Genomic DNA, 17953 nt, shown 5'->3' on the forward strand with positions numbered 1-17953 from the left:
GTTGTGAAGTAAAATTGGAAGTAAAAATTCGCTGCATAAACGCGGCTAATGGTTCGCCCCGCTGCACCGGCTTTTGGCAACGCGCATAAGAAGGCGTCAGGACCTGCATACAAAAACGATAGCTTCGAACGTGCGGGCCCGCTCGCGCGGCAGACGCGATGAAGGCGCTCCTCAGGACCTGAGCTGGTCCCGCGCCGTCTCCGGCGCCATCAGTGTCGCGATGATGGTGATGATCGAGAGTGCAATGATGTAGACCGACACGGCCCAATAAGAACCGGCCCATGCCAGCAGTGCCGTCGCAATCAGGGGCGAGAAGCCGCCGCTGATTGCGGCGGCAACGTTGGCTCCCAGCGATGCGCCGCTGTAGCGCACCTGGGTGCGGAACAGCTCCGGCATGAACGCCGCCTTCGGCCCGAACAGCAGCGCATGCGTCAGTGTCATCGTCACGACGAGCGCGAGCGTGATCAGCGCCGGCTCCCTGGTGTCGAGGAACCAGAACAACGGAAACGCCAGCGCCACCGAGAACACGCCACCGGCGAGATACAGCGCTTTGCGGCCGAAGATGTCGGACAGCCAGCCTGCGAGGGGCAGCGTCGCGAGCTCGACGAGCGCGGCATAGACCACCGCATTGAGGATCACCTGCCGCGGAAGGCCGAGCTGCGTCGTGGCATAGACCACGGTGAAAACAGTGAGGAGATAAGCGAGCCCGACTTCGGACACCGTGATGCCGATCGCCAGCAGGAAGCTGCGCCAGTCGCGGCGCAGGACTTCCAGCGCCGGCTGCGCCAGGACCTCCTTGCGCTCGAGCACCTCCTTGAAGTGCGGCGTCTCCGCCAGCTTCAGCCGCACGATGAAGCCGACGCCGACAAGCAGGATGCTGATCAGAAACGGCACGCGCCAGCCCCAGCTCAGGAAGTCCGCCTCGGGCAGCTGCGTCATCAAACCGAAAATCCCGGTGGACGCGGCGACGCCGACGGGGAAGCCGATCTGCACCAGGCTGCCGTAGAAACCGCGACGGTGGCCGGCGTGCTCGGCCACCATGACCACGGCGCCGCTCCACTCGCCACCGAGCCCGATGCCCTGGACGAAGCGCAAAATGACGAGGAAGATCGGCGCCCAGACCCCGATCTGGCTGTAGGTCGGCAGGCAGCCGATCAGGAACGTGCCCAGTCCCATCGCGATCATGGTGGCGACCAGCATCTTCTTGCGGCCGAGCCGGTCACCATAATGCCCGATGATCGCACCGCCGATCGGCCGCGCGACGAAGCCGACGGCATAGGTCGAGAACGCCGCCAGCGTACCGACGAAGGGATCGAAGCTCGGGAAGAACAGCTTGTTCAGCACCAGCGCCGCCGCCGTGCCGTAGATCAGGAAGTCATACCACTCGATCGCGGTACCGAGCGCGCTGGCCCACACCACATGCGCCGTCGTCGATTTCTCGCTCGCCGTGGAGACCCCCGATGCTGCCGTCATCGCCATGCCCCAAGATTCCTGGGCGCCATCATGGCCAATCGCGATGGCGGTTGCAACTTGTCCGGGCATGGTCGTTGAAGAGGATCACAGTGGGTGACGATTGCGCGCTACTGCTTCAGCACCGTCATTGCGAGGAGCCCTTGCGACGAAGCAGTCCAGCATCCCGCAGCGGAAAGAACCTGGATTGCTTCGCTTCGCTCGCAATGACGTTGTTGAAACAGTCGCGTGCGTCGCTCGGCAACCTCTTCGCGGCCTTCACGGAACCTGCATCCCCTTTATTCGCCATTGACAAACTTGTTCACCATTATCTAACTTGCTCTCACAATAACCAGCCGCGCCAAGCGGCCCATAAACGAGAGGGAACCACGATGAGAGGGCTTTTGGCCTGCGCCATGTTCGCGGCCATGACTTCGGTTGCCATGACCACCGTTGCGAACGCGCAAGTCTCCGACGACGCCGTGCGGATCGGCGTGCTGACGGATCTGTCGAGCTGGGGCCGCGACAACAGCGGGCCGGGCTCCGTCGAGGCCGCGAAAATGGCGGTGGAGGAATTCGGGCCCACCGTGCTCGGCAAGCCGATCGAGATCATCAGCGCCGACCACCAGATGAAGACCGACGTCGGCGTGCAGATCGTGCGCGGCTGGTTCGACAACGGCAAGGTCGATGCCGTCGTCGACATCCCCAACTCCGGCATCGCGATCGCCGTCCACAATATGGTGCGCGAGCGCAACAAGATCGCGCTGCTCTCCGGCCCCGGCGCGAGTTCGCTGACCGACGAGCTTTGCAGCCCGAACACCGTGCACTTCACCTACGATACCTACGCGCTGTCGAAGGTGACGGCATCCGCCGTGATCAAGGAAGGCGGCAAATCCTGGTACTTCATCACCGCCGATTACGCCTTCGGCCAGCAGCTCGAGAAGGACGCCACGCGCTTCATCAACGACATGGGCGGCAAGGTCTTGGGTGGCGTGAAGCACCCCACTAACACGGCCGATTTCTCCTCCTTTGCGCTCCAGGCGCAAAGCTCGAAATCGGACGTCGTCGCCTTCGCCAATGCCGGCCAGGACACCGACAATGCGATCAAACAGTCGGGCGAATTCGGCCTGGTCCAAGGCGGCCAGAAGCTGGTCGGCCTCCTGATGTTCGACACCGACGTGCACGCGATCGGCCTCAAATCCGCGCAGGGCACCTACATGACCACGGCGTCCTATTGGAACATGGACGAGGCAACCCGCGCCTGGTCGCGGAAATTCTACGAGCGCACCAAGGTGATGCCGACCATGATCCAGACCGGGGTCTACGGCTCGGTGCTGCATTATCTCAAGGCCATCAAGGCCGCCGGCACCGATGATCCCGCCAAGGCGATGGCCAAGATGCGCGAGCTGCCAATCGAGGATACATTCGTTCATGGCGGCAAGTTGCGCGAGGACGGCCGGGTCATTCGCGACATGTATCTCGCCAAGGTGAAAACGCCCGAGCAGTCCAAAGAACCCTGGGATTATTTGGAGATCATCAAGACGGTGAAGGGCGAGGACGCCTTCCGCCCGGTCTCCGAATCCAAATGTCCGCTGCTCAAGAAGTGAGGCCTGCATGACCGGCAACGAGCGCAACGCAATTGAGACTTACGAGTGCGATGTGCTCGTGGCTGGATCGGGCTGCTCCGGCATGTCGGCCGCGATCACCGCGCGCTATCGCGGTCTCGACGTCCTGATCGTCGAAAAGGAGCCACGCTTCGGCGGCACCACCGCGCGCTCCGGCGGCTGGTTGTGGATTCCCGGCACCTCGCTGGCCAAGGCTTACGGCATCGAGGAGACGCCCGAGCAGGCGCGGACCTACCTGCGGCACGAAGCCGGCAACAACTTTGACGCCGCGCGCGTCGATGCATTCCTGAGCGCCGGGCCCGAGGCGGTCGATTTTTTCACCAGCAAGACGGCGCTCCGTTTCGACATGCCGCTGGTGTTCCCGGACTACCACGCCGAGGCGCCCGGCGGCACCCAGGGTGGTCGTTCGATGGTGGCGCGCCCGTTCGACGGCCGCGAGCTCGGCGATCAGATCAAGACCTTCGGTATGCCCCTGCCGGAGTTGACCGTATTCGGCATGATGCTCGGATCCGGCAAGGACATCGTCCATTTCATGCGCGCGACGAAGTCGCTGACCTCGGCGGTCTATGTCGCAAAGCGCCTGTCGCGGCATCTGATGGACGTGCTGCGCTATGGCCGCGGCATGACGCTGACCAATGGCAATGCGCTCGCCGGGCGACTGGCAAAATCCGCGCAGGATCTGAAGATTCCGATGTGGCTGTCCGCGCCGGTGCGCGAGCTGACGGTCGAGAACGGCACTGTCACCGGCGCCATTGTCGCCCGCGAGGGACGCGACGTCCACATTCGTGCCAGACGAGGCGTCGTGCTCGCCTGCGGCGGTTTCCCGCATGATGTCGAACGGCGCAAGAAGATGTTCCCACACGCGCCGACCGGCAACGAGCATTTTTCGCCGGGACCGACCGGCAACACCGGCGACGGCCTGCGGCTTGCGGAAGGCGCCGGCGGCCATGTCGAGGACCGGCTGCCGAACGCGGCAGCCTGGGTCCCGGTCTCGGTCACCAAGCGCAAGGACGGCTCAAACGGTGTGATGCCGCATTTCATCGACCGCGCCAAACCCGGCGTGATCGCGGTGATGCGTGACGGCAAGCGCTTTGCCAACGAAGGCAATTCCTATCACGACTTCGTCCAGGCCATGGTCAAGGCGGCGAAGCCCGGCGAGGAGATCGCGGCGTACCTCATCTGCGATCACCCGACCCTGCGCAAATACGGCCTGGGCTGCGTGCCGCCATTCCCGATGCCGCTGGGTCATCATCTCAAGACCGGCTATCTCATGCGCGGCGAGACGCTGGAGGCGCTCGCGGCAAAGGCGGGCATCGACCGCATGGCGTTCGTCGAGACCGTCAACCAGTTCAATGCGACCGCACCACAGGGGCATGATGCGGCCTTCGGCAAGGGGTCAAAGGCCTATAACCGCTATCAGGGCGATGCGCTGCACGGCCCGAACCCTTGCGTCGCGCCGATCGAGAACGGCCCGTTCTACGCCATCAAGATGGTGGTCGGCGATCTCGGCACCTATGCCGGCATCGTCACCGACGAGAACGCGCGGGCACTCGATGCGGAAGGACGGGTGATTCCCGGACTCTATGCCGCCGGCAACGACATGGCCAGCATCATGGGCGGCAATTATCCCGGTGCCGGCATCACGCTTGGGCCGGCGCTGACCTTCGGCTACATTGCCGGCCGTCATCTCGCCGACAGCGCCGCCAAGCGCAACGCGGCGTAAGCCACGCCAGGAGGCGCATGAAAAGAGAGAGCCGCGGCATCCAGTCGATCGAGGTCGGCGGAGAATTGCTCCGCGCGCTTGCCAGATGCGGCGAGCCGATGATGCTGCGCGATCTCGCGCGCGAGGCCGGCATGACGCCGGCCAAGGCGCATCCCTACCTCGCCAGCTTCTCCCGCATCGGCCTGATCGAGCAGGACGAGACCACCGGCCGCTACGAGATCGGCGCGCTGGCGCTGGAGCTCGGCCTGATCAGCCTGCGCCGCCTGTCTGGCGTACGCATCGCAGGACCCAAGATCGCGGCGCTCGCAAGTCAGATCGGGCATGCGGTCTCGCTCGCGGTCTGGGGCACGCACGGCCCGACCGTGGTGCAGCTGGAAGAACCCGGCCAGCCGATTCACATCGTGATGCGCGCCGGCTCGGTCATGGCGCTGCTGGAGACGGCCACGGGCCGCGCCTTTGCGGCCTTCCTGCCGGAGAAGACGATCAACGCCGCACTCGAAAGCGGCCTCGATCGTCACGGCGTCGGCTATAATCCGAAGCGCGCTGTGAAAGGCGCGAAGCTCACTGAGATGCTCACAGAGGTCCGCAAGCACGGCCTCGCCCGCGCGCTCGGCGACCCCCTGCCTGGCGTCAACGCATTCTCTGCGCCGGTGTTCGACCATTCCGGCCATGTCGCGCTGGTGATCACCGCGATGGGGCCGGAAGGCACTTTCGACGCCCGCTGGGACGGCGCCATCGCCCACGCGCTACGCGACTGCGCCGGCGGCATTTCGAAACGGCTGGGTCACGGGATGACCGCCGCGGCGGAATAGCCGCATACAACCATCGCTGTCATGCCCCGCGAAGGCGGGGCATCCAGTACGCCGCGGCCCATCGAATCACCGCGGGCGTCTCGGCGTACTGGATCGCCCGGTCAAGCCTGGCGATGACAGAGAATGGGTCCGCCCTATTTCTCCTTCACCGGCACCGTGTAATTCAGGATCAACCGCCCACCATCCGGATAGATGGTCTGCCCCGTGATGTAGGAGGCATCGTCGCTCGCAAGAAACGCCACGACCGAGGCCACCTCGCTCGGCTCGCCGCCACGGCCGGCCGGCGTGCGTGACATCACGGTCTTGCGGGCATCCTCCGAGGTGTAGATGGACGATGCCACCATGTCGGTCAGGATCGTGCCCGGTCCGACGGCCACCACGCGAATGTTGTGCGGGGCGAGCGCGACGGCGGCCACCGATGTGAGCTGCTTCATGCCGCCCTTGGACATGGCGTAGGTCGCAAGCGCTGGGATCGCCAGCAGCGCGTTCACCGACGACATGTTGATGATGACCCCGCCGCCGCCTTGCGCGATCATCTGCTTCGCCGCCGCCTGCACGCCGAAGAACGCACCCTTCAGATTGATGCCGATGATCTCGTCGAATTCTTCTTCAGAAATCTCCAGGAGGTCCCGGTTGCGAGCGACGCCGGCGTTGTTGACCATGATGTCGAGCCGGCCGAACTCCTTCACGGCGGTTGCGACCAGCTGGTCGACATCGGCGCGCTTCGCGACATTGCCGATGACAGTGCGCAAGGCATCCGGTCGGGCGAGTTCGACGGCCGTCGCGGCCAGGCCCTCGGCATCGACGTCCGAGATGACGACTTTGACGCCGTCGTCCAGGAATCGTTTCGCGCAAGCCTTGCCGATGCCGCGCGCCGCGCCGGTGATGGCGGCGACCTTGCCGGTTAGTTTCATGGTCTCACTCCAGAGTAGCTGCTTCGACAGCAGACTGTCGCCGGGTGAGAAACCCGGCTCAGGCCGCCGCGAAGCCCAGATGAGCACGGAACCGGTTCTTGATAAAGACAGCATCGCGCGAGGGTAGCGAGCGCGGCGGATTTTCGGCCAGAACCTTGATGACAAAAAGCCGCGGGCCTTCGGCCGGCTCAGCCATTTGGGTTGCGAGGCGCTGCACCTCCTGGATCGTCCGCACGGTTCCGGCAGCGGCAAAACCGCAGGCCACAGCAATCGCGGTGAGATCGACGCCGCGCCCGGTGTGGCTGGCCTGCATGCCGGTCTCGCCAAAATGCTGATTGTCGATCACGACGATGTCGAGATTGCGCGGGCGCGCGACGCCGATGGTGGCGATGCCGCCGAGGCCCATCAACTGCTCGCCATCCCCGGTCAAAGCGAGGACGCGCTTTCCCGGCTGGGCCTGCGCGAGGCCAAGCCCGATCAGCGCGGCGCCGCCCATGGCGCCCCAGAGATAGAAATTGCCGTCGTGGTCGCCGACCGAATGAAGGTCGTAGGTCGGCGAGCCGAGGCCGGAGACGACCAGAGTGCCGTTGCGATTCTTCAGGAGCGCGGCGACGGCGGCGCGGCGGTCGAGTTGGGCTTGCATGGACATCACCACTTCTTCTTGCCGATCAGACGCTGCCCGATCAGCACCGCGATCTGTTGATCGGATTCGTAGGCGAGCGCTGCGGCCGATTCCACGGTCTCAGCCAGATCCTCCGCCGTCTCCGCCCGCATCACCTTCAGGCCGATCGCCTCCAGCGAAGGCTGCGTCGCCCGGCTCATCGGCACCTGCCAGGGATTGAACTCGGCCCATTCGCCGCGCATCGTCACCAGCATCAGCAGTGGAAATCGTCCGATTGCCGACAGCGACAGCATGTTGATGCAATTGCCGACCCCGCTCGACTGCATCAAGAGCACGCTGCGCTGACCGCCGAGCCAGGCGCCGGCGGCGATGGCAATGCCCTCCTCTTCCGTCGTCAGCACGTTGGTGGTGACGTCGCGATCTGCCGAGAACAGGCGGATCAGCTGGCTGTGGCCGGCGTCGGGGACGTAGGACATCTGCCGCACGTCGGCGGCTTTCAGGATGCGGTAGAGCTCTGACGGCCAATCATCTGCGCGCGTGTCGGGACTGGATTGAAGGCTGTGCACCGCATGTCTCCGTGAATTCGAGCGGTACTCTAGCGATATTCAGGCGCGAAAGCTCTGACCGTCTGGCGCGATCAGGTATCGAGGGATTGTATAGCTGCCTCTTCCGCTGCCGGTGGGACAGCGCACGATGCGCATGGCTGCGCCCTCTCCCCTTGCGGGAGAGGGCATCACCGCTGACAGATACAAACTCATTTGGGTGAAGGGTATCTCTCCGCGCACTCATCCGCATCTATATGCGCGGAGAGATACCCCTCATCCGGCGCTTCGCGCCACCTTCTCCCGCAAGGGGAGAAGGAAGAGGAGCCATAGGCGGCTTCTCGACCTCTAGCCAAACTGGCGCGGGCGCAGTCCGGCATGAAACCACGTGATCATGGAATAGATATCGTAGACGGGCAATCCGACCTCGGCCTGCAGCGCCGCTGCATAAGGCGGCATGTTGGTGCATTCCAGCACGATCGCGCCGACATCCGGGTTCCTGGCGACCAGCTCCTTGCCGGCCTCGACCACATCACGTTCGGCCTGCGCGATGTCCATGTCGTCCTTTTCGGCCTTGATCAGGACACGGAAGAATTCCTTGCCGTGCTCGGTGCCGACCAGCGGCGTATCGAGCGGCACGCCGGCACCTGCGAGATGGGCCGGCGTCAAGGACGAACCGGACACCGTGACGACGCCGACGCGCTTGCCAGGCGGCAAGGTTGCCTGCACCCACGGCACCTGCATCAGTGACGAGGTCGCAACGGGAACGCCGACCGCGGCGGCGATCTCCTTCTGGAACAGTGAGAGGAAGCCGCAATTGGTGGTGATGGCTTCGGCCCCGAGCCGCACCAGATCCCTTGCCGCATCGATGAAGTCAGGCAGCAGACCGGCGGCACCCTTCAGCACCACCTTCTCCGGCGAAGCCCCACCCACCACGCGATAGAGCACGGGGAAAGGCCAGGTGGTGCCGTTACCCATGTCGCCGGGAATGCGGGGGAAGCGCGCCTCCAGCATCAGGATGCCGAGCGGCGCCCCATAAATGGCTTTGCCGCCGCGGGCGATTCGGGGGGACGAGTTGGCTGGAGTGGTCATGATGCGATCTCAGAGAAAACGATCGGGCGAAAACGGTGCGAGCGGAATTTCCGGCGGCTTGCCGCTCAGAAGCTGGGCGACGAGACGGCCGGTGCGGGCCGAACCGACCAGGCCGATATGGCCGTGGCCGAAGGCATAGACGATGTCGCGCGAGGCCCGCGCGTAACCGATGCAGGGACGTCCGTCCGGCATGCTCGGCCGATGGCCAAACCAGGTCTTGATACGCGAAGCCGGAATGTCCGTCGGCAGTTTCGGGAACATGCTGAAGAGGTTGTTGCGCAAAATCTCGGCGCGCTTCCAGTTCGGCGCGGCCTCGAGGCCCGCGATCTCGACCGTGCCGGCGGCGCGCAAACCCTTGTCGGTCCAGTTCACCACCATCTTCGCATCCGAGGCCATCATCGAGCTGCGCGGGCCCGATTCCGGATTCTCGATCATGACGTGATAGCCGCGCTCGGTCTCCAGCGGCAGCGGATCGCCGACGGACGTCGTGAGCCGCTTCGAATGCGCACCGGCGGCAATCACCGCGGCATCGCACACGATCTCGCCGGTCTCGGTCAGGACAGCCACGAGCTTGTTGCCGGACAGCTTCAGCCCAATTGCCTTGGTCCGCACGAGCTTGGCGCCGCTTGAAAGCGCATGCTGCGCGAGCGCGGCGACATAGGCGCCCGGGTCGCGGCAGCGCCCGGCCTCTTCAACCACCACGCCGAACGTGTAGCGCGGATGCAAATCGGGCTCGCGCTGACGCATCTCGTCGGCCGAAAGCTCCAGCCATTCGACACCAACGCGTTTGCGCAGGCGCCAGCCGAGATCATTGTCGAAATTGCCGCGCGACGGGAAGACATGCATCACGCCGTTACGCTCGATCAATTCAGGAACGCCCGCCTCCTCCGCGAGCTTCCTGTGCAGCAGTGGCGCGTCCTTCAGGAGGTCGCGCAGCGCAAATGCCGTCGTCTCGACCCGCGCCTCGGTCCAGCCCGAGAGCAGATATTTGATCAGCCAGGGCAGTGCCTTCGGCAGATAAGACCAGCGGATCGCGAGCGGTCCGAGCGGATCCATCAGATAGCCCGGCACCTTCTTCCAGACGCCGGGCTCAGCCGGCGGGATCACCGAATGCGAGGAGAGCCAGCCCGCATTGCCGTAGCTCGCCGCCTGTTCGCCACCGGGCTCGCCCGCATCGATCAGCGTGACGCGATGTCCCTCGCGCAGCGCCTCGATGGCGCTGATCACGCCGACCGCGCCGGCACCGATGATGGCGACGTGGCGGCCCTCCGACATCGCTTAAGCCTTCACCGCAGGAGCAAAGTCCTTACTGACCGACATCGCGCGCGGATCGATGATGCAGTGGAGGATCGACGGCTTGCCCGAGGCGAGCGCACGCTCGAAGGCCGGCGCGAACTCTTCGGTGCGCTCGACGCGCTCGCCATGGCCGCCGAACGCTTTTGCGTACATCGCGAAATCCGGGTTCTTGAGCTGGGTGCCGACCACGCGTCCCGGATAGTCGCGCTCCTGGTGCATGCGGATGGTGCCGTATTGCGCATTGTCGACGACGATGACGACGAGGGCTGCGTCATACTGCACGGCAGTCGCGAACTCCTGGCCGTTCATGAGGAAGCAGCCGTCGCCGGCGAAAGCTATGACGGTACGGTCCGGATATTGTCGCTTCGCGAGCACCGCGGCCGGCACGCCATAGCCCATCGAGCCCGACGTCGGAGCGAGCTGCGCTGCAAAACTGTGGAAGCGGTGATGGCGATGGATCCAGCCGGCATAATTGCCGGCGCCGTTGCAGACGATCGCGTCCTTGGGCAGGCGATCGCGCAGCCAGGTCATGACCTGACCATACTGGAACGTGCCCGGCAGCTCGCGCGCCTTGTCGGTCCAGGCGAGATAATCGGCATGCGCCTTGGCGGCCTCGCCCTTCCAGGCGAGTGCGCCGGCGGGCTTCAGCGTCTCGACCGCAGCGGCGAACGCGGCGGGCGTGGCCTGGATCGCGAGCTCAGGCTGATAGATGCGGCCGAGCTCTTCGGAGCCCGGGTGAACGTGAATCAGCTTCTGCCGCGGGGTCGGAATGTCGAGCAGCGTGTAGGATGAGGACGGCATCTCCGACATGCGGCCGCCGATGAGCAGAATGACATCGGCGTTGTCGATGCGCGCCTTCAGGCCCGGGCTCGGGCCGATGCCGAGATCGCCGGCATAGTGCGAATGATCGGCGTCGATCAGCGACGCGCGGCGGAACGAGGTCGCGACCGGCAGGTCGAAGCGCTCGGCAAAGCGCGCGATGCTCCTGGTCGCCTCATCGGTCCAGCGCGAGCCGCCGAGAATGACGAGCGGCGCCTTGGCGCTCGCAAGCATGGCTCCAACGCGCTCGATATCGGCAGGCGCCGGCCAGCTCACCGCCGGCTCGATCCGCATGGCATCCGCAACGGCAGCAGTCTCGGTCAGCATGTTCTCGGGCAGCGAGATTACGACGGGACCGGGCCGGCCCTGCATGGCGACGCGGAAGGCGCGCGCGACCAGCTCCGGAATGCGGTCTGGACGATCGATCTCGACCGCCCATTTCGCCATGGTGCCGAACACCGCCTTGTAATCGAGCTCCTGAAACGCCTCGCGCTCGCGCATGCCGGTGTCGACCTGACCGACAAACAGGATCATCGGCGTGGAATCCTGCATCGCGATGTGGACGCCGTGGCTGGCGTTGGTGGCGCCGGGGCCGCGGGTGACGAAGCAGATTCCGGGGCGCCCGGTGAGCTTGCCATAGGCTTCCGCCATCATCGCGGCACCGCCCTCGGCGCGGCAGATCATGACGTCGATCGGGCTGTCATGCAGCGCGTCGAGCGCCGCAAGGTAGCTCTCGCCCGGCACGCAGGTGACGCGCTCGACGCCCTGCGCGACCAGCTGATCGATCAGGATCTGGCCCCCGGTGCGGGTGTTGCGAATGGTCATGACGGCTCCCTCAAGGCTTTGGCGATGCGTTTCGCAGCTTCGCGAAAATTTTGTTCCGGGCTGGCGTAGGACAGCCGGAAACAAGGTGCAAGGCCGAAACCGCTGCCCGGCATTACGGCCTCGTCATGCCTCTCCGGCAAATGGCGGCGGCGGCCATGCCTCTCTCGGACGTCGACCGGGAAGCAGGCCACCTTGCCGTCATGCCCCTTTGCGCTGCCGCGCGCTCGCCAGCAGCACCAGCATGAACGAGGCCGCCGTCATCAGTGTCGAGATGGCGGCGATGGTCGGGTCGATCTCGTCGCGGAGCGCGGTGAACATGCGCTTGGTCAGCGGCTGATACTGGCCGCCGGAGATGAACAGCGCGACGATGGTCTCGTCCATCGCCGAAATGAAGGCGAAGATGCCGCCTGCGACCACGCTGGACTTGATCTGCGGCAGGGTCACCGCGAAGAAGCTGCGCAGGCGGTTCATGCCGAGGCTACGCGCCACCATCTCCTGCGCCGGATCGAAGCTCTGCAAACCCGCCAGCACCGAAATGATGACGTATGGTAGGCCCAACATGACGTTCGCCAGCACCAAGCCCGGCAGCGTCGCGACCAGGCCGGCTTTGGCATAGAGGAAGAAGATGCCGACGGCGGTGATGATGATCGGCACCACCAGCGGCAGCAGCAGCGCCACGTGGATGACGCGCATGATGCGCAGCTTCGACTGGCTGATGGCATAGGCGGCGGAGACGCCGAGCGGCGTCGCGATCACCACGGTCAGGAGTGCCACCGTCAGCGTCACCCGCGTCGCCTGCATCCAGGCCGCGTTGGAGAAATACTGTTGATACCAGCGCAGCGAGAACGACGGTGGCGGGAAGGTCAGGAAGCGCGCGCTGGAGAAGGAGATCGGCGCGATGATCAGGACCGGCAAAATCAGGTAGACCAGCGCCAGCGCGCTGATCACATAGAGGGCGATCCGGGCGGGCGACCATCGCGTCATTTCTGCCCCAATATGCGATCGAGCGAGATGAAGCGGCTGACGGCGAAGAAGATCGCGAGCACGCTTAAGAGCAGCACGACGGCGACCGCGCTCGCAGCCCCGAACTGGTTGTAGAGCTCGACATTGCGGCTCACGAGCATCGACACCATCACCGTGCGGCCGCCGCCGAGCAGCTCCGGCGTGATGTAGAAGCCGAGGCAGAGCACGAACACCATGGTGCAGCCTGCGAGCACGCCCGGCAGCGACAGCGGCAGGAAGACGCGGACGAAGGTGAGCAACGGGCTCGCCCCCAGGCTGGCGCCGGCCTGCATGAGATCGCTCGGGATCTTCTGCATGGTGGCATAGAGCGGCAGCACCATGAACGGCAGGAGGATGTGTACCGTCGCAACCACGGTGCCGAAGGTGTTGTGCACCAGCGCGAGCGGTTCGCTCGTCACGTCGAGATAACGCAAAAGCTGGTTGATCACGCCGGTGCGCTGGAGCAGCGCCAGCCAGGCATACGCCCGCACCAGCACACTGGTCCAGAACGGCAGCACGACCAGCGACAGGATGAGAATACTCCATCCTTTCGGCACCGAGTTGGCGAGGTAGGCCACGGGATAGCCAAGCAGCAGCGCGATTCCCGTGACCGCGAGGCTGATCTCGAAAGTCAGCGCAAAGCTGCGCCAGTAGATGTCTTCGGTGAAGACGCGGCGATAATTCTCCAGCGTGAAGCCGTCATGGTAGATCGATTGCCAGGCGAGCCAGCCGACCGGCAGCACGATCAGAGCCAAGATCACCAGCAGCGCCGGCGACACCAATGCCAGCATCAGCGCATGCTCGCGGCGCTGATGCTTTTGCGATGGATCTGGCACGGATGTCGTCAACGCGGCCTCGCTTGGCTTACTTCTGCATGAACGACGCCCAACGCTTCTCGGCGGCTTCGCCGGCCGGCGAGGACCACCAGGCGTAGGACATCAGCGCCTGCTTCGCCGCGTTCGCGGGCTCGCTCGGCAACTGCGCGGCGCGCTCGGGCTTGATCACGTTGGTCTCGAACGCCTTCGGGTTGCCCGGGCCGTAATCGATATGCAGCGGCAGATTGGCCTGGTGCACGGGATCGACGGCCTCGTTGAGGAATTTCACCGCCGTCTCGAGATTCGGCGCGCCCTTGAGGATGCAGAGCGAGGTGCTTTGCAAAACGCCCTGATTGTAGGTGAAGGCGACCTTGGCGCCTTCCTTCGCGACGGCGCTGACGCGGCCGTTCCAGGCCATCTCCATGTCGACCTCGCCGTCATTGAGAAGCTGCGCCGACTGTGCGCCGGAGGTCCACCACACCGTGATGTGCGGCTTGATCTCTTCGAGCTTCTTGAAGGCCCGGTCGACGTCGAGCGGATAGAGTTTGTCGGGCGCGACGCCGTCGGCCATCAGCGCCGCCTCGAGCGTGGCGAACGGGTGGTTGCGCAGCGCACGGCGGCCGGGGAATTTCTTGACGTCCCAGAAATCGGCCCAGCTGTTCGGCGCGTCCTTTGGAAACGTTTTCTGACTATAGGCCAGCACGCTGGAATAGAACTCGTAGGACACCGAATAAGGACTGCGATACGCCTCCGGCATCGCGGCGCCATTCGGAATCTTCGAGAAGTCGAGCTTCTCGATCAGCCCCTGCTCGCCGCCACGCAGGCAGTTCCCGGTCGGGGTATCGACAACGTCCCAGATCGGCTTGCCGCTGCCGACCTGGGTCTTGATCGCAGGCCAGGCGTCGGGAATCGAATCCTGATTGATGGTGATGCCGAGCTTCTTGGCGGAGGGATCGAGGATCGCCACCGTCTGCGCCTGCTGATAGGCACCGCCCTGCGAGACGAAGGTGATCTGCTCGGCGGCACTGGCCGCGGTCCCGCCAAGCGCAATCGCGCCAACCAGCGCGTAGCCAAATCGAAAATTCCGCTTCGTATTCATCCTCGCCTCCTCCAGATAAATCTCACTGTCCGATCGCATCGAGAAACTGGTACCAGCCGGCGACGATGCGCACGGCGGGCTCGCGCAACGGATAGAACGGGATGGCTTTCAATCGCCGCGCATCGAGCAGCCCGACCTCTGGCGTCTCGCCGCGCACGAAGGCGGCGAGATAGCGGCCCATCAGGCTCGACATCGCCACGCCCGCGCCGTTGTAGCCCATCGAAAACAACGTGCGGTCGTCGAGCCGGCCGATATGCGGCACCGAGTCCAGCGTCATCCCGACCAGGCCCGACCATTTGTAGGCGAGCGGGACCTCGGCGAGATCCGGGAAGATGCCGACCATCGCCTTGCGCAACGCGCCGAAGGCGGTTTCCGAATCCTGCTTGCCGAACGCGCCGCGGCCCCCAAAAACCACGCGGTTGTCGACCATGCGGAACCAGCGCATCATGCGCTTGGTCTCGGTGTAGGTGCGCCCGGTCGGCATCAGGCTTCCCGCGAGGTTGCGCGGCAGCTTGTCGGTCGCGATGATGGCGCTGCGGAACGGGATCAGCGTGCGCTGCATGCTCGCGGTCGCGCCGGTGAGGTCGGAATAGCTGTTGGTGGCGATGATCGCTTGTTTCGCCCGCACCGCGCCCTGCGGCGTTTCGGCGACGATGCCGCTATTGTCGCGCCGAAGCTTTACGACCGGCGACTCCTGGAAAATCGGGACGCCGCGGCGCGCCACGCCAGCGGCAAGGCCGCGCAGATAATTCAGCGGATGGATGCCGCCGGAGCCGGGATTGAGCACGCCGCCGACGAAGATGCCGGAGCCGGTCTCGTCGCGCACTTGCCCCTTGTCGAGGATGCGGACCTCCGCATCGCCCATCTCGCGCTTCATCCAGTTGGCTTCGGCGATCGCGGCCTTCAGGGTCGTCTCGTTGTGGGCGGCCTTGACCTGGCCGGTGCGCGTTAACGCGGCACTGGTGATGCCAAATTCGGAGACCAGCTCCTCCACGATATCGGTGGATTCATGCGCGATCCCGTACATGCGCTGCGCCATGGCACGACCGTGCACGGCGTCGATCTCGCGGAACGACAGGCGGAACTTTGCGGTGATCACGCCGCCATTGCGGCCACTCGCGCCCCAGCCCGGGCGGTTGGCCTCGAGCACAATCGGCGACAAACCGCTTTTGGCGATGTGGTGCGCAGCGGACAGGCCGGTATAGCCCGCCCCGATGATCACCACATCCGCCTGGTGCTCGCCCGACAGAGCCGGAAACTCGCGCGCGGGCTCGGCCGTGGCGGCCCACAGCGAGTTGGCCGATGGCAGCGCGTTCCGGTCCCGTGTCATGCCACCGCTCATGCCTTACGCCGCCGGCCCGATGGCCGCATCGGCAAGCGCCTTCAAGGTCGGAAAATGGAAATCCGGCTTGGTCAGCGTCTCCACGGCCGGTGTGCCTCCGAAGCCGGCCACGCCCTGGCGACGCTCGATCCAGCACACCTTGTAGCCGAGCTTCCGCGCGATCCCGATGTCGTGATACTGGCTCTGCGCGACGTGAAGGATATCGGACTGCTTGTAGCCGAAAGCGGACTGGCGACCCTTGTTGTAGGCGAAGAACTCCGGATCGGGTTTCGCAACGCCAGTCTCGTCGGCGCACACGGTATCATCGAAGGGATTGCCGAGCGCATGCGCGTAACAGGAGAGCGCGACGCGGTCGGCGTTGGTCATCGCGACCAACCTGAATTTGGTGCGCAGGCGCTTGAGCGCTTCGACCGAGTCCGGGAACGGTCCCCAGCGCAGCACCGCGAGTTGGAACACGTCGCAGGAGGCGTCATCGGCCTGCAGCCCGAGCTCCTTGGCGAGATAGCGATAGACATGGAACATCACCTCGCTCGAACGCTCGTGGTGATTGTCGCGACCGCGCTTGTAGGATTCGAAGATCTTGTCGTCGCTGAGCTCGGCCGGCGACTTGCCCGAGATCCGGCGCACCGCGGAGAGCACGCCGGTCTCAAAGTCGATCAAGGTGCCGACGACGTCGAAGGTGAGAACCTTGAAATTGCTGAACGAGGCTGCTGACGACATTTTGGCTTCTTCTCTCGGTTGGACAAGGCTTGGGTTCAGTCCCTCACTCTGGGCACCACGATGGTATCCTCGGGATGAAGGGTCACGGTGAGGCTGCCGCCGAGCGGCGGGATGCGCCTGTAGGCCTGGTGATAGCTCGCCTGGCGCAGGCTGAGCACGATCCCATCGGCGAGCGCCAGGAAGATGCGCAGGCTCTCGCCCTGATAGACGATGTCGGTGACCGTGCCGGTCAGCCGATTGCAGGCGGTGTCCGGCGCGCCGTCGTCGATCAGCAGCTTTTCGCTGTGCACGGCGAGCATCAGTGCGTCCCCGTCGGGAATGGCGCGGGCGCTGCGCAGAAGGACGTTGCCGAGCGCAACGCCGGAGGCATCGACGCGTCGCACGGGAAGCATCGTGGCCTCGCCAATGAAACTCGCGACGAAGGAATCCGCGGGATGATCGTGCAGACGCTCGGGCGCGTCGATCTGGATCAGCCTGCCGTCCTTCATCACGGCGACGCGGTCGCTCATGGTCAGCGCTTCGCGTTGATCGTGTGTGACGTAGATGATGGTGGCGCCGATGCGCTTGTGCAGCGTGCGCAGCTCGATCTGCATGGATTCGCGCAGCTGCTTGTCGAGGGCGGACAGCGGCTCGTCCATCAGGATCAGCCGCGGCTCGAAGATCATGGCGCGTGCGAGCGCCACGCGCTGGCGCTGGCCGCCGGAGAGTTGCGCGATACCGCGCTCTTCGTAGCCGGCAAGGCCGACCATCGAAAGCGCCGCGCGCACCTTATCCGGCCAGGCCGCCTTCGGCAGCCGTCGCGCGCGCAAGGGAAAGGCGACATTCTCGCCGACGCTCATATGCGGGAACAGCGCGTAGTTCTGGAACACGACGCCGATGTCGCGCTTGTGCGGCGGCATCCACGTGACGTCGCGGCCGCCGAACAGGATCGTTCCGCTCGATGGCAGGATGAAGCCACCGAGGATGCCGAGCAACGTGGTCTTGCCGGAGCCGGAGGGGCCGAGCAGCGAGACGAACTCGCCGGCCGCGACATTGAGGGACACGTCGTCGAGGGCGCGAACGGCGCCATAGGCCTTGCTCGCGGATCTGATCTCGACGCTTTCCGCTCGTTTGTCCAACGATCGACCTCACCATGTCCCTACAATGGCGTGCCTCACTGCGCGCCATAAGCCTGCTTTATAGACAAGACATTCGAGCACTTACGGTCGAAGCGTGCACCGCACCAACTTCTTCGCTCGCAAGCCTTGTCTTTAGGC

Annotated in this window: 16 protein-coding genes; 3 read left to right on the forward strand and 13 right to left on the reverse strand. The window is 64.9% G+C overall.

All coding sequences use genetic code 11. The features are described from left to right. Positions 1-171 precede the first annotated feature (171 nt). Positions 172-1473 (reverse strand): MFS transporter, encoded by a 1302-nt coding sequence (locus BRA1417_RS0135060; RefSeq protein ID WP_027519808.1) that lies wholly within the window; start codon positions 1471-1473, stop codon positions 172-174. Positions 1474-1841: 368 nt separating this feature from the next. Here BRA1417_RS0135060 and BRA1417_RS0135070 point away from each other — a divergent pair, with 368 nt between their 5' ends. From BRA1417_RS0135070 to BRA1417_RS0135080, 3 genes are read left to right on the forward strand one after another with little or no spacing between them, the layout of a single operon-like run. Beyond that, the gene (locus BRA1417_RS0135070) at positions 1842-3056 is read left to right on the forward strand and encodes an ABC transporter substrate-binding protein (protein WP_027519809.1); all 1215 of its coding nucleotides are present in this window, start codon (positions 1842-1844) and stop codon (positions 3054-3056) included. A gap of 7 nt (positions 3057-3063) precedes the next feature. Further along, positions 3064-4797 (forward strand): FAD-dependent oxidoreductase, encoded by a 1734-nt coding sequence (locus BRA1417_RS0135075; RefSeq protein ID WP_027519810.1) that lies wholly within the window; start codon positions 3064-3066, stop codon positions 4795-4797. 17 nt (positions 4798-4814) lie between these two features. Then, positions 4815-5609 carry an IclR family transcriptional regulator gene (locus tag BRA1417_RS0135080; RefSeq protein ID WP_027519811.1) on the forward strand — a complete coding sequence of 265 codons (795 nt, stop codon included), beginning with the start codon at positions 4815-4817 and terminating at the stop codon, positions 5607-5609. Positions 5610-5743: 134 nt separating this feature from the next. Here the strand turns inward: BRA1417_RS0135080 and BRA1417_RS0135085 are convergent, their stop codons facing one another. The 12 genes from BRA1417_RS0135085 to BRA1417_RS0135140 all read right to left on the reverse strand — a co-directional run bounded on the left by BRA1417_RS0135085 (position 5744) and on the right by BRA1417_RS0135140 (position 17815). Next, complete coding sequence (locus BRA1417_RS0135085) at positions 5744-6523, reverse strand: SDR family NAD(P)-dependent oxidoreductase (protein ID WP_027519812.1); 780 nt, start codon at positions 6521-6523, stop codon at positions 5744-5746. Between the two features lie 58 nt (positions 6524-6581). Further along, positions 6582-7172 (reverse strand): thiamine pyrophosphate-dependent enzyme, encoded by a 591-nt coding sequence (locus BRA1417_RS0135090; RefSeq protein WP_027519813.1) that lies wholly within the window; start codon positions 7170-7172, stop codon positions 6582-6584. Further along, on the reverse strand, positions 7172-7711 hold the full coding sequence (locus BRA1417_RS0135095; RefSeq protein WP_027519814.1) for a thiamine pyrophosphate-binding protein: 540 nt from the start codon (positions 7709-7711) through the stop codon (positions 7172-7174). Before BRA1417_RS0135095 ends, BRA1417_RS0135090 begins: the two co-directional genes overlap by 1 nt. 324 nt (positions 7712-8035) lie before the next feature. After that, positions 8036-8779 (reverse strand): aspartate/glutamate racemase family protein, encoded by a 744-nt coding sequence (locus BRA1417_RS0135100; RefSeq protein ID WP_027519815.1) that lies wholly within the window; start codon positions 8777-8779, stop codon positions 8036-8038. 9 nt (positions 8780-8788) lie between these two features. Then, positions 8789-10054 carry an FAD-binding oxidoreductase gene (locus BRA1417_RS0135105; RefSeq protein WP_027519816.1) on the reverse strand — a complete coding sequence of 422 codons (1266 nt, stop codon included), beginning with the start codon at positions 10052-10054 and terminating at the stop codon, positions 8789-8791. 3 nt (positions 10055-10057) lie between these two features. Next, positions 10058-11719 (reverse strand): thiamine pyrophosphate-binding protein, encoded by a 1662-nt coding sequence (locus tag BRA1417_RS0135110; RefSeq protein WP_027519817.1) that lies wholly within the window; start codon positions 11717-11719, stop codon positions 10058-10060. Between the two features lie 198 nt (positions 11720-11917). After that, complete coding sequence (locus BRA1417_RS0135115) at positions 11918-12703, reverse strand: ABC transporter permease (RefSeq protein WP_027519818.1); 786 nt, start codon at positions 12701-12703, stop codon at positions 11918-11920. Then, positions 12700-13512 carry an ABC transporter permease gene (locus BRA1417_RS0135120; RefSeq protein WP_035969735.1) on the reverse strand — a complete coding sequence of 271 codons (813 nt, stop codon included), beginning with the start codon at positions 13510-13512 and terminating at the stop codon, positions 12700-12702. Before BRA1417_RS0135120 ends, BRA1417_RS0135115 begins: the two co-directional genes overlap by 4 nt. Positions 13513-13585: 73 nt before the next feature. Beyond that, positions 13586-14635 carry an ABC transporter substrate-binding protein gene (locus tag BRA1417_RS0135125; RefSeq protein ID WP_027519820.1) on the reverse strand — a complete coding sequence of 350 codons (1050 nt, stop codon included), beginning with the start codon at positions 14633-14635 and terminating at the stop codon, positions 13586-13588. A 22-nt stretch (positions 14636-14657) separates the two neighbouring features. Further along, a complete protein-coding gene (locus BRA1417_RS0135130) occupies positions 14658-15965 on the reverse strand; it encodes an FAD-binding oxidoreductase (protein WP_027519821.1) in 1308 nt (435 codons plus the stop codon). A 15-nt stretch (positions 15966-15980) separates the two neighbouring features. After that, the gene (locus BRA1417_RS0135135; RefSeq protein ID WP_027519822.1) at positions 15981-16697 is read right to left on the reverse strand and encodes an HAD family hydrolase; all 717 of its coding nucleotides are present in this window, start codon (positions 16695-16697) and stop codon (positions 15981-15983) included. A gap of 35 nt (positions 16698-16732) precedes the next feature. Then, complete coding sequence (locus BRA1417_RS0135140) at positions 16733-17815, reverse strand: ABC transporter ATP-binding protein (RefSeq protein ID WP_027519823.1); 1083 nt, start codon at positions 17813-17815, stop codon at positions 16733-16735. Between the last annotated feature and the right edge of the window lie 138 nt (positions 17816-17953).

Source organism: Bradyrhizobium sp. WSM1417 (assembly GCF_000515415.1).
Lineage (GTDB): Bacteria > Pseudomonadota > Alphaproteobacteria > Rhizobiales > Xanthobacteraceae > Bradyrhizobium.

Coding starts and splice junctions, on each gene's coding strand:
- BRA1417_RS0135105 (WP_027519816.1), bottom strand. CDS start 10,054: ATGTCGGAGGGCCGCCACGTCGCCATCATCGGTGCCGGCGCGGTCGGC.
- BRA1417_RS0135125 (WP_027519820.1), bottom strand. CDS start 14,635: ATGAATACGAAGCGGAATTTTCGATTTGGCTACGCGCTGGTTGGCGCG.
- BRA1417_RS0135110 (WP_027519817.1), bottom strand. CDS start 11,719: ATGACCATTCGCAACACCCGCACCGGGGGCCAGATCCTGATCGATCAG.
- BRA1417_RS0135060 (WP_027519808.1), bottom strand. CDS start 1,473: ATGACGGCAGCATCGGGGGTCTCCACGGCGAGCGAGAAATCGACGACG.
- BRA1417_RS0135090 (WP_027519813.1), bottom strand. CDS start 7,172: ATGTCCATGCAAGCCCAACTCGACCGCCGCGCCGCCGTCGCCGCGCTC.
- BRA1417_RS0135130 (WP_027519821.1), bottom strand. CDS start 15,965: ATGACACGGGACCGGAACGCGCTGCCATCGGCCAACTCGCTGTGGGCC.
- BRA1417_RS0135135 (WP_027519822.1), bottom strand. CDS start 16,697: ATGTCGTCAGCAGCCTCGTTCAGCAATTTCAAGGTTCTCACCTTCGAC.
- BRA1417_RS0135100 (WP_027519815.1), bottom strand. CDS start 8,779: ATGACCACTCCAGCCAACTCGTCCCCCCGAATCGCCCGCGGCGGCAAA.
- BRA1417_RS0135115 (WP_027519818.1), bottom strand. CDS start 12,703: ATGACGCGATGGTCGCCCGCCCGGATCGCCCTCTATGTGATCAGCGCG.
- BRA1417_RS0135085 (WP_027519812.1), bottom strand. CDS start 6,523: ATGAAACTAACCGGCAAGGTCGCCGCCATCACCGGCGCGGCGCGCGGC.
- BRA1417_RS0135075 (WP_027519810.1), top strand. CDS start 3,064: ATGACCGGCAACGAGCGCAACGCAATTGAGACTTACGAGTGCGATGTG.
- BRA1417_RS0135120 (WP_035969735.1), bottom strand. CDS start 13,512: ATGCTGGCATTGGTGTCGCCGGCGCTGCTGGTGATCTTGGCTCTGATC.
- BRA1417_RS0135080 (WP_027519811.1), top strand. CDS start 4,815: ATGAAAAGAGAGAGCCGCGGCATCCAGTCGATCGAGGTCGGCGGAGAA.
- BRA1417_RS0135070 (WP_027519809.1), top strand. CDS start 1,842: ATGAGAGGGCTTTTGGCCTGCGCCATGTTCGCGGCCATGACTTCGGTT.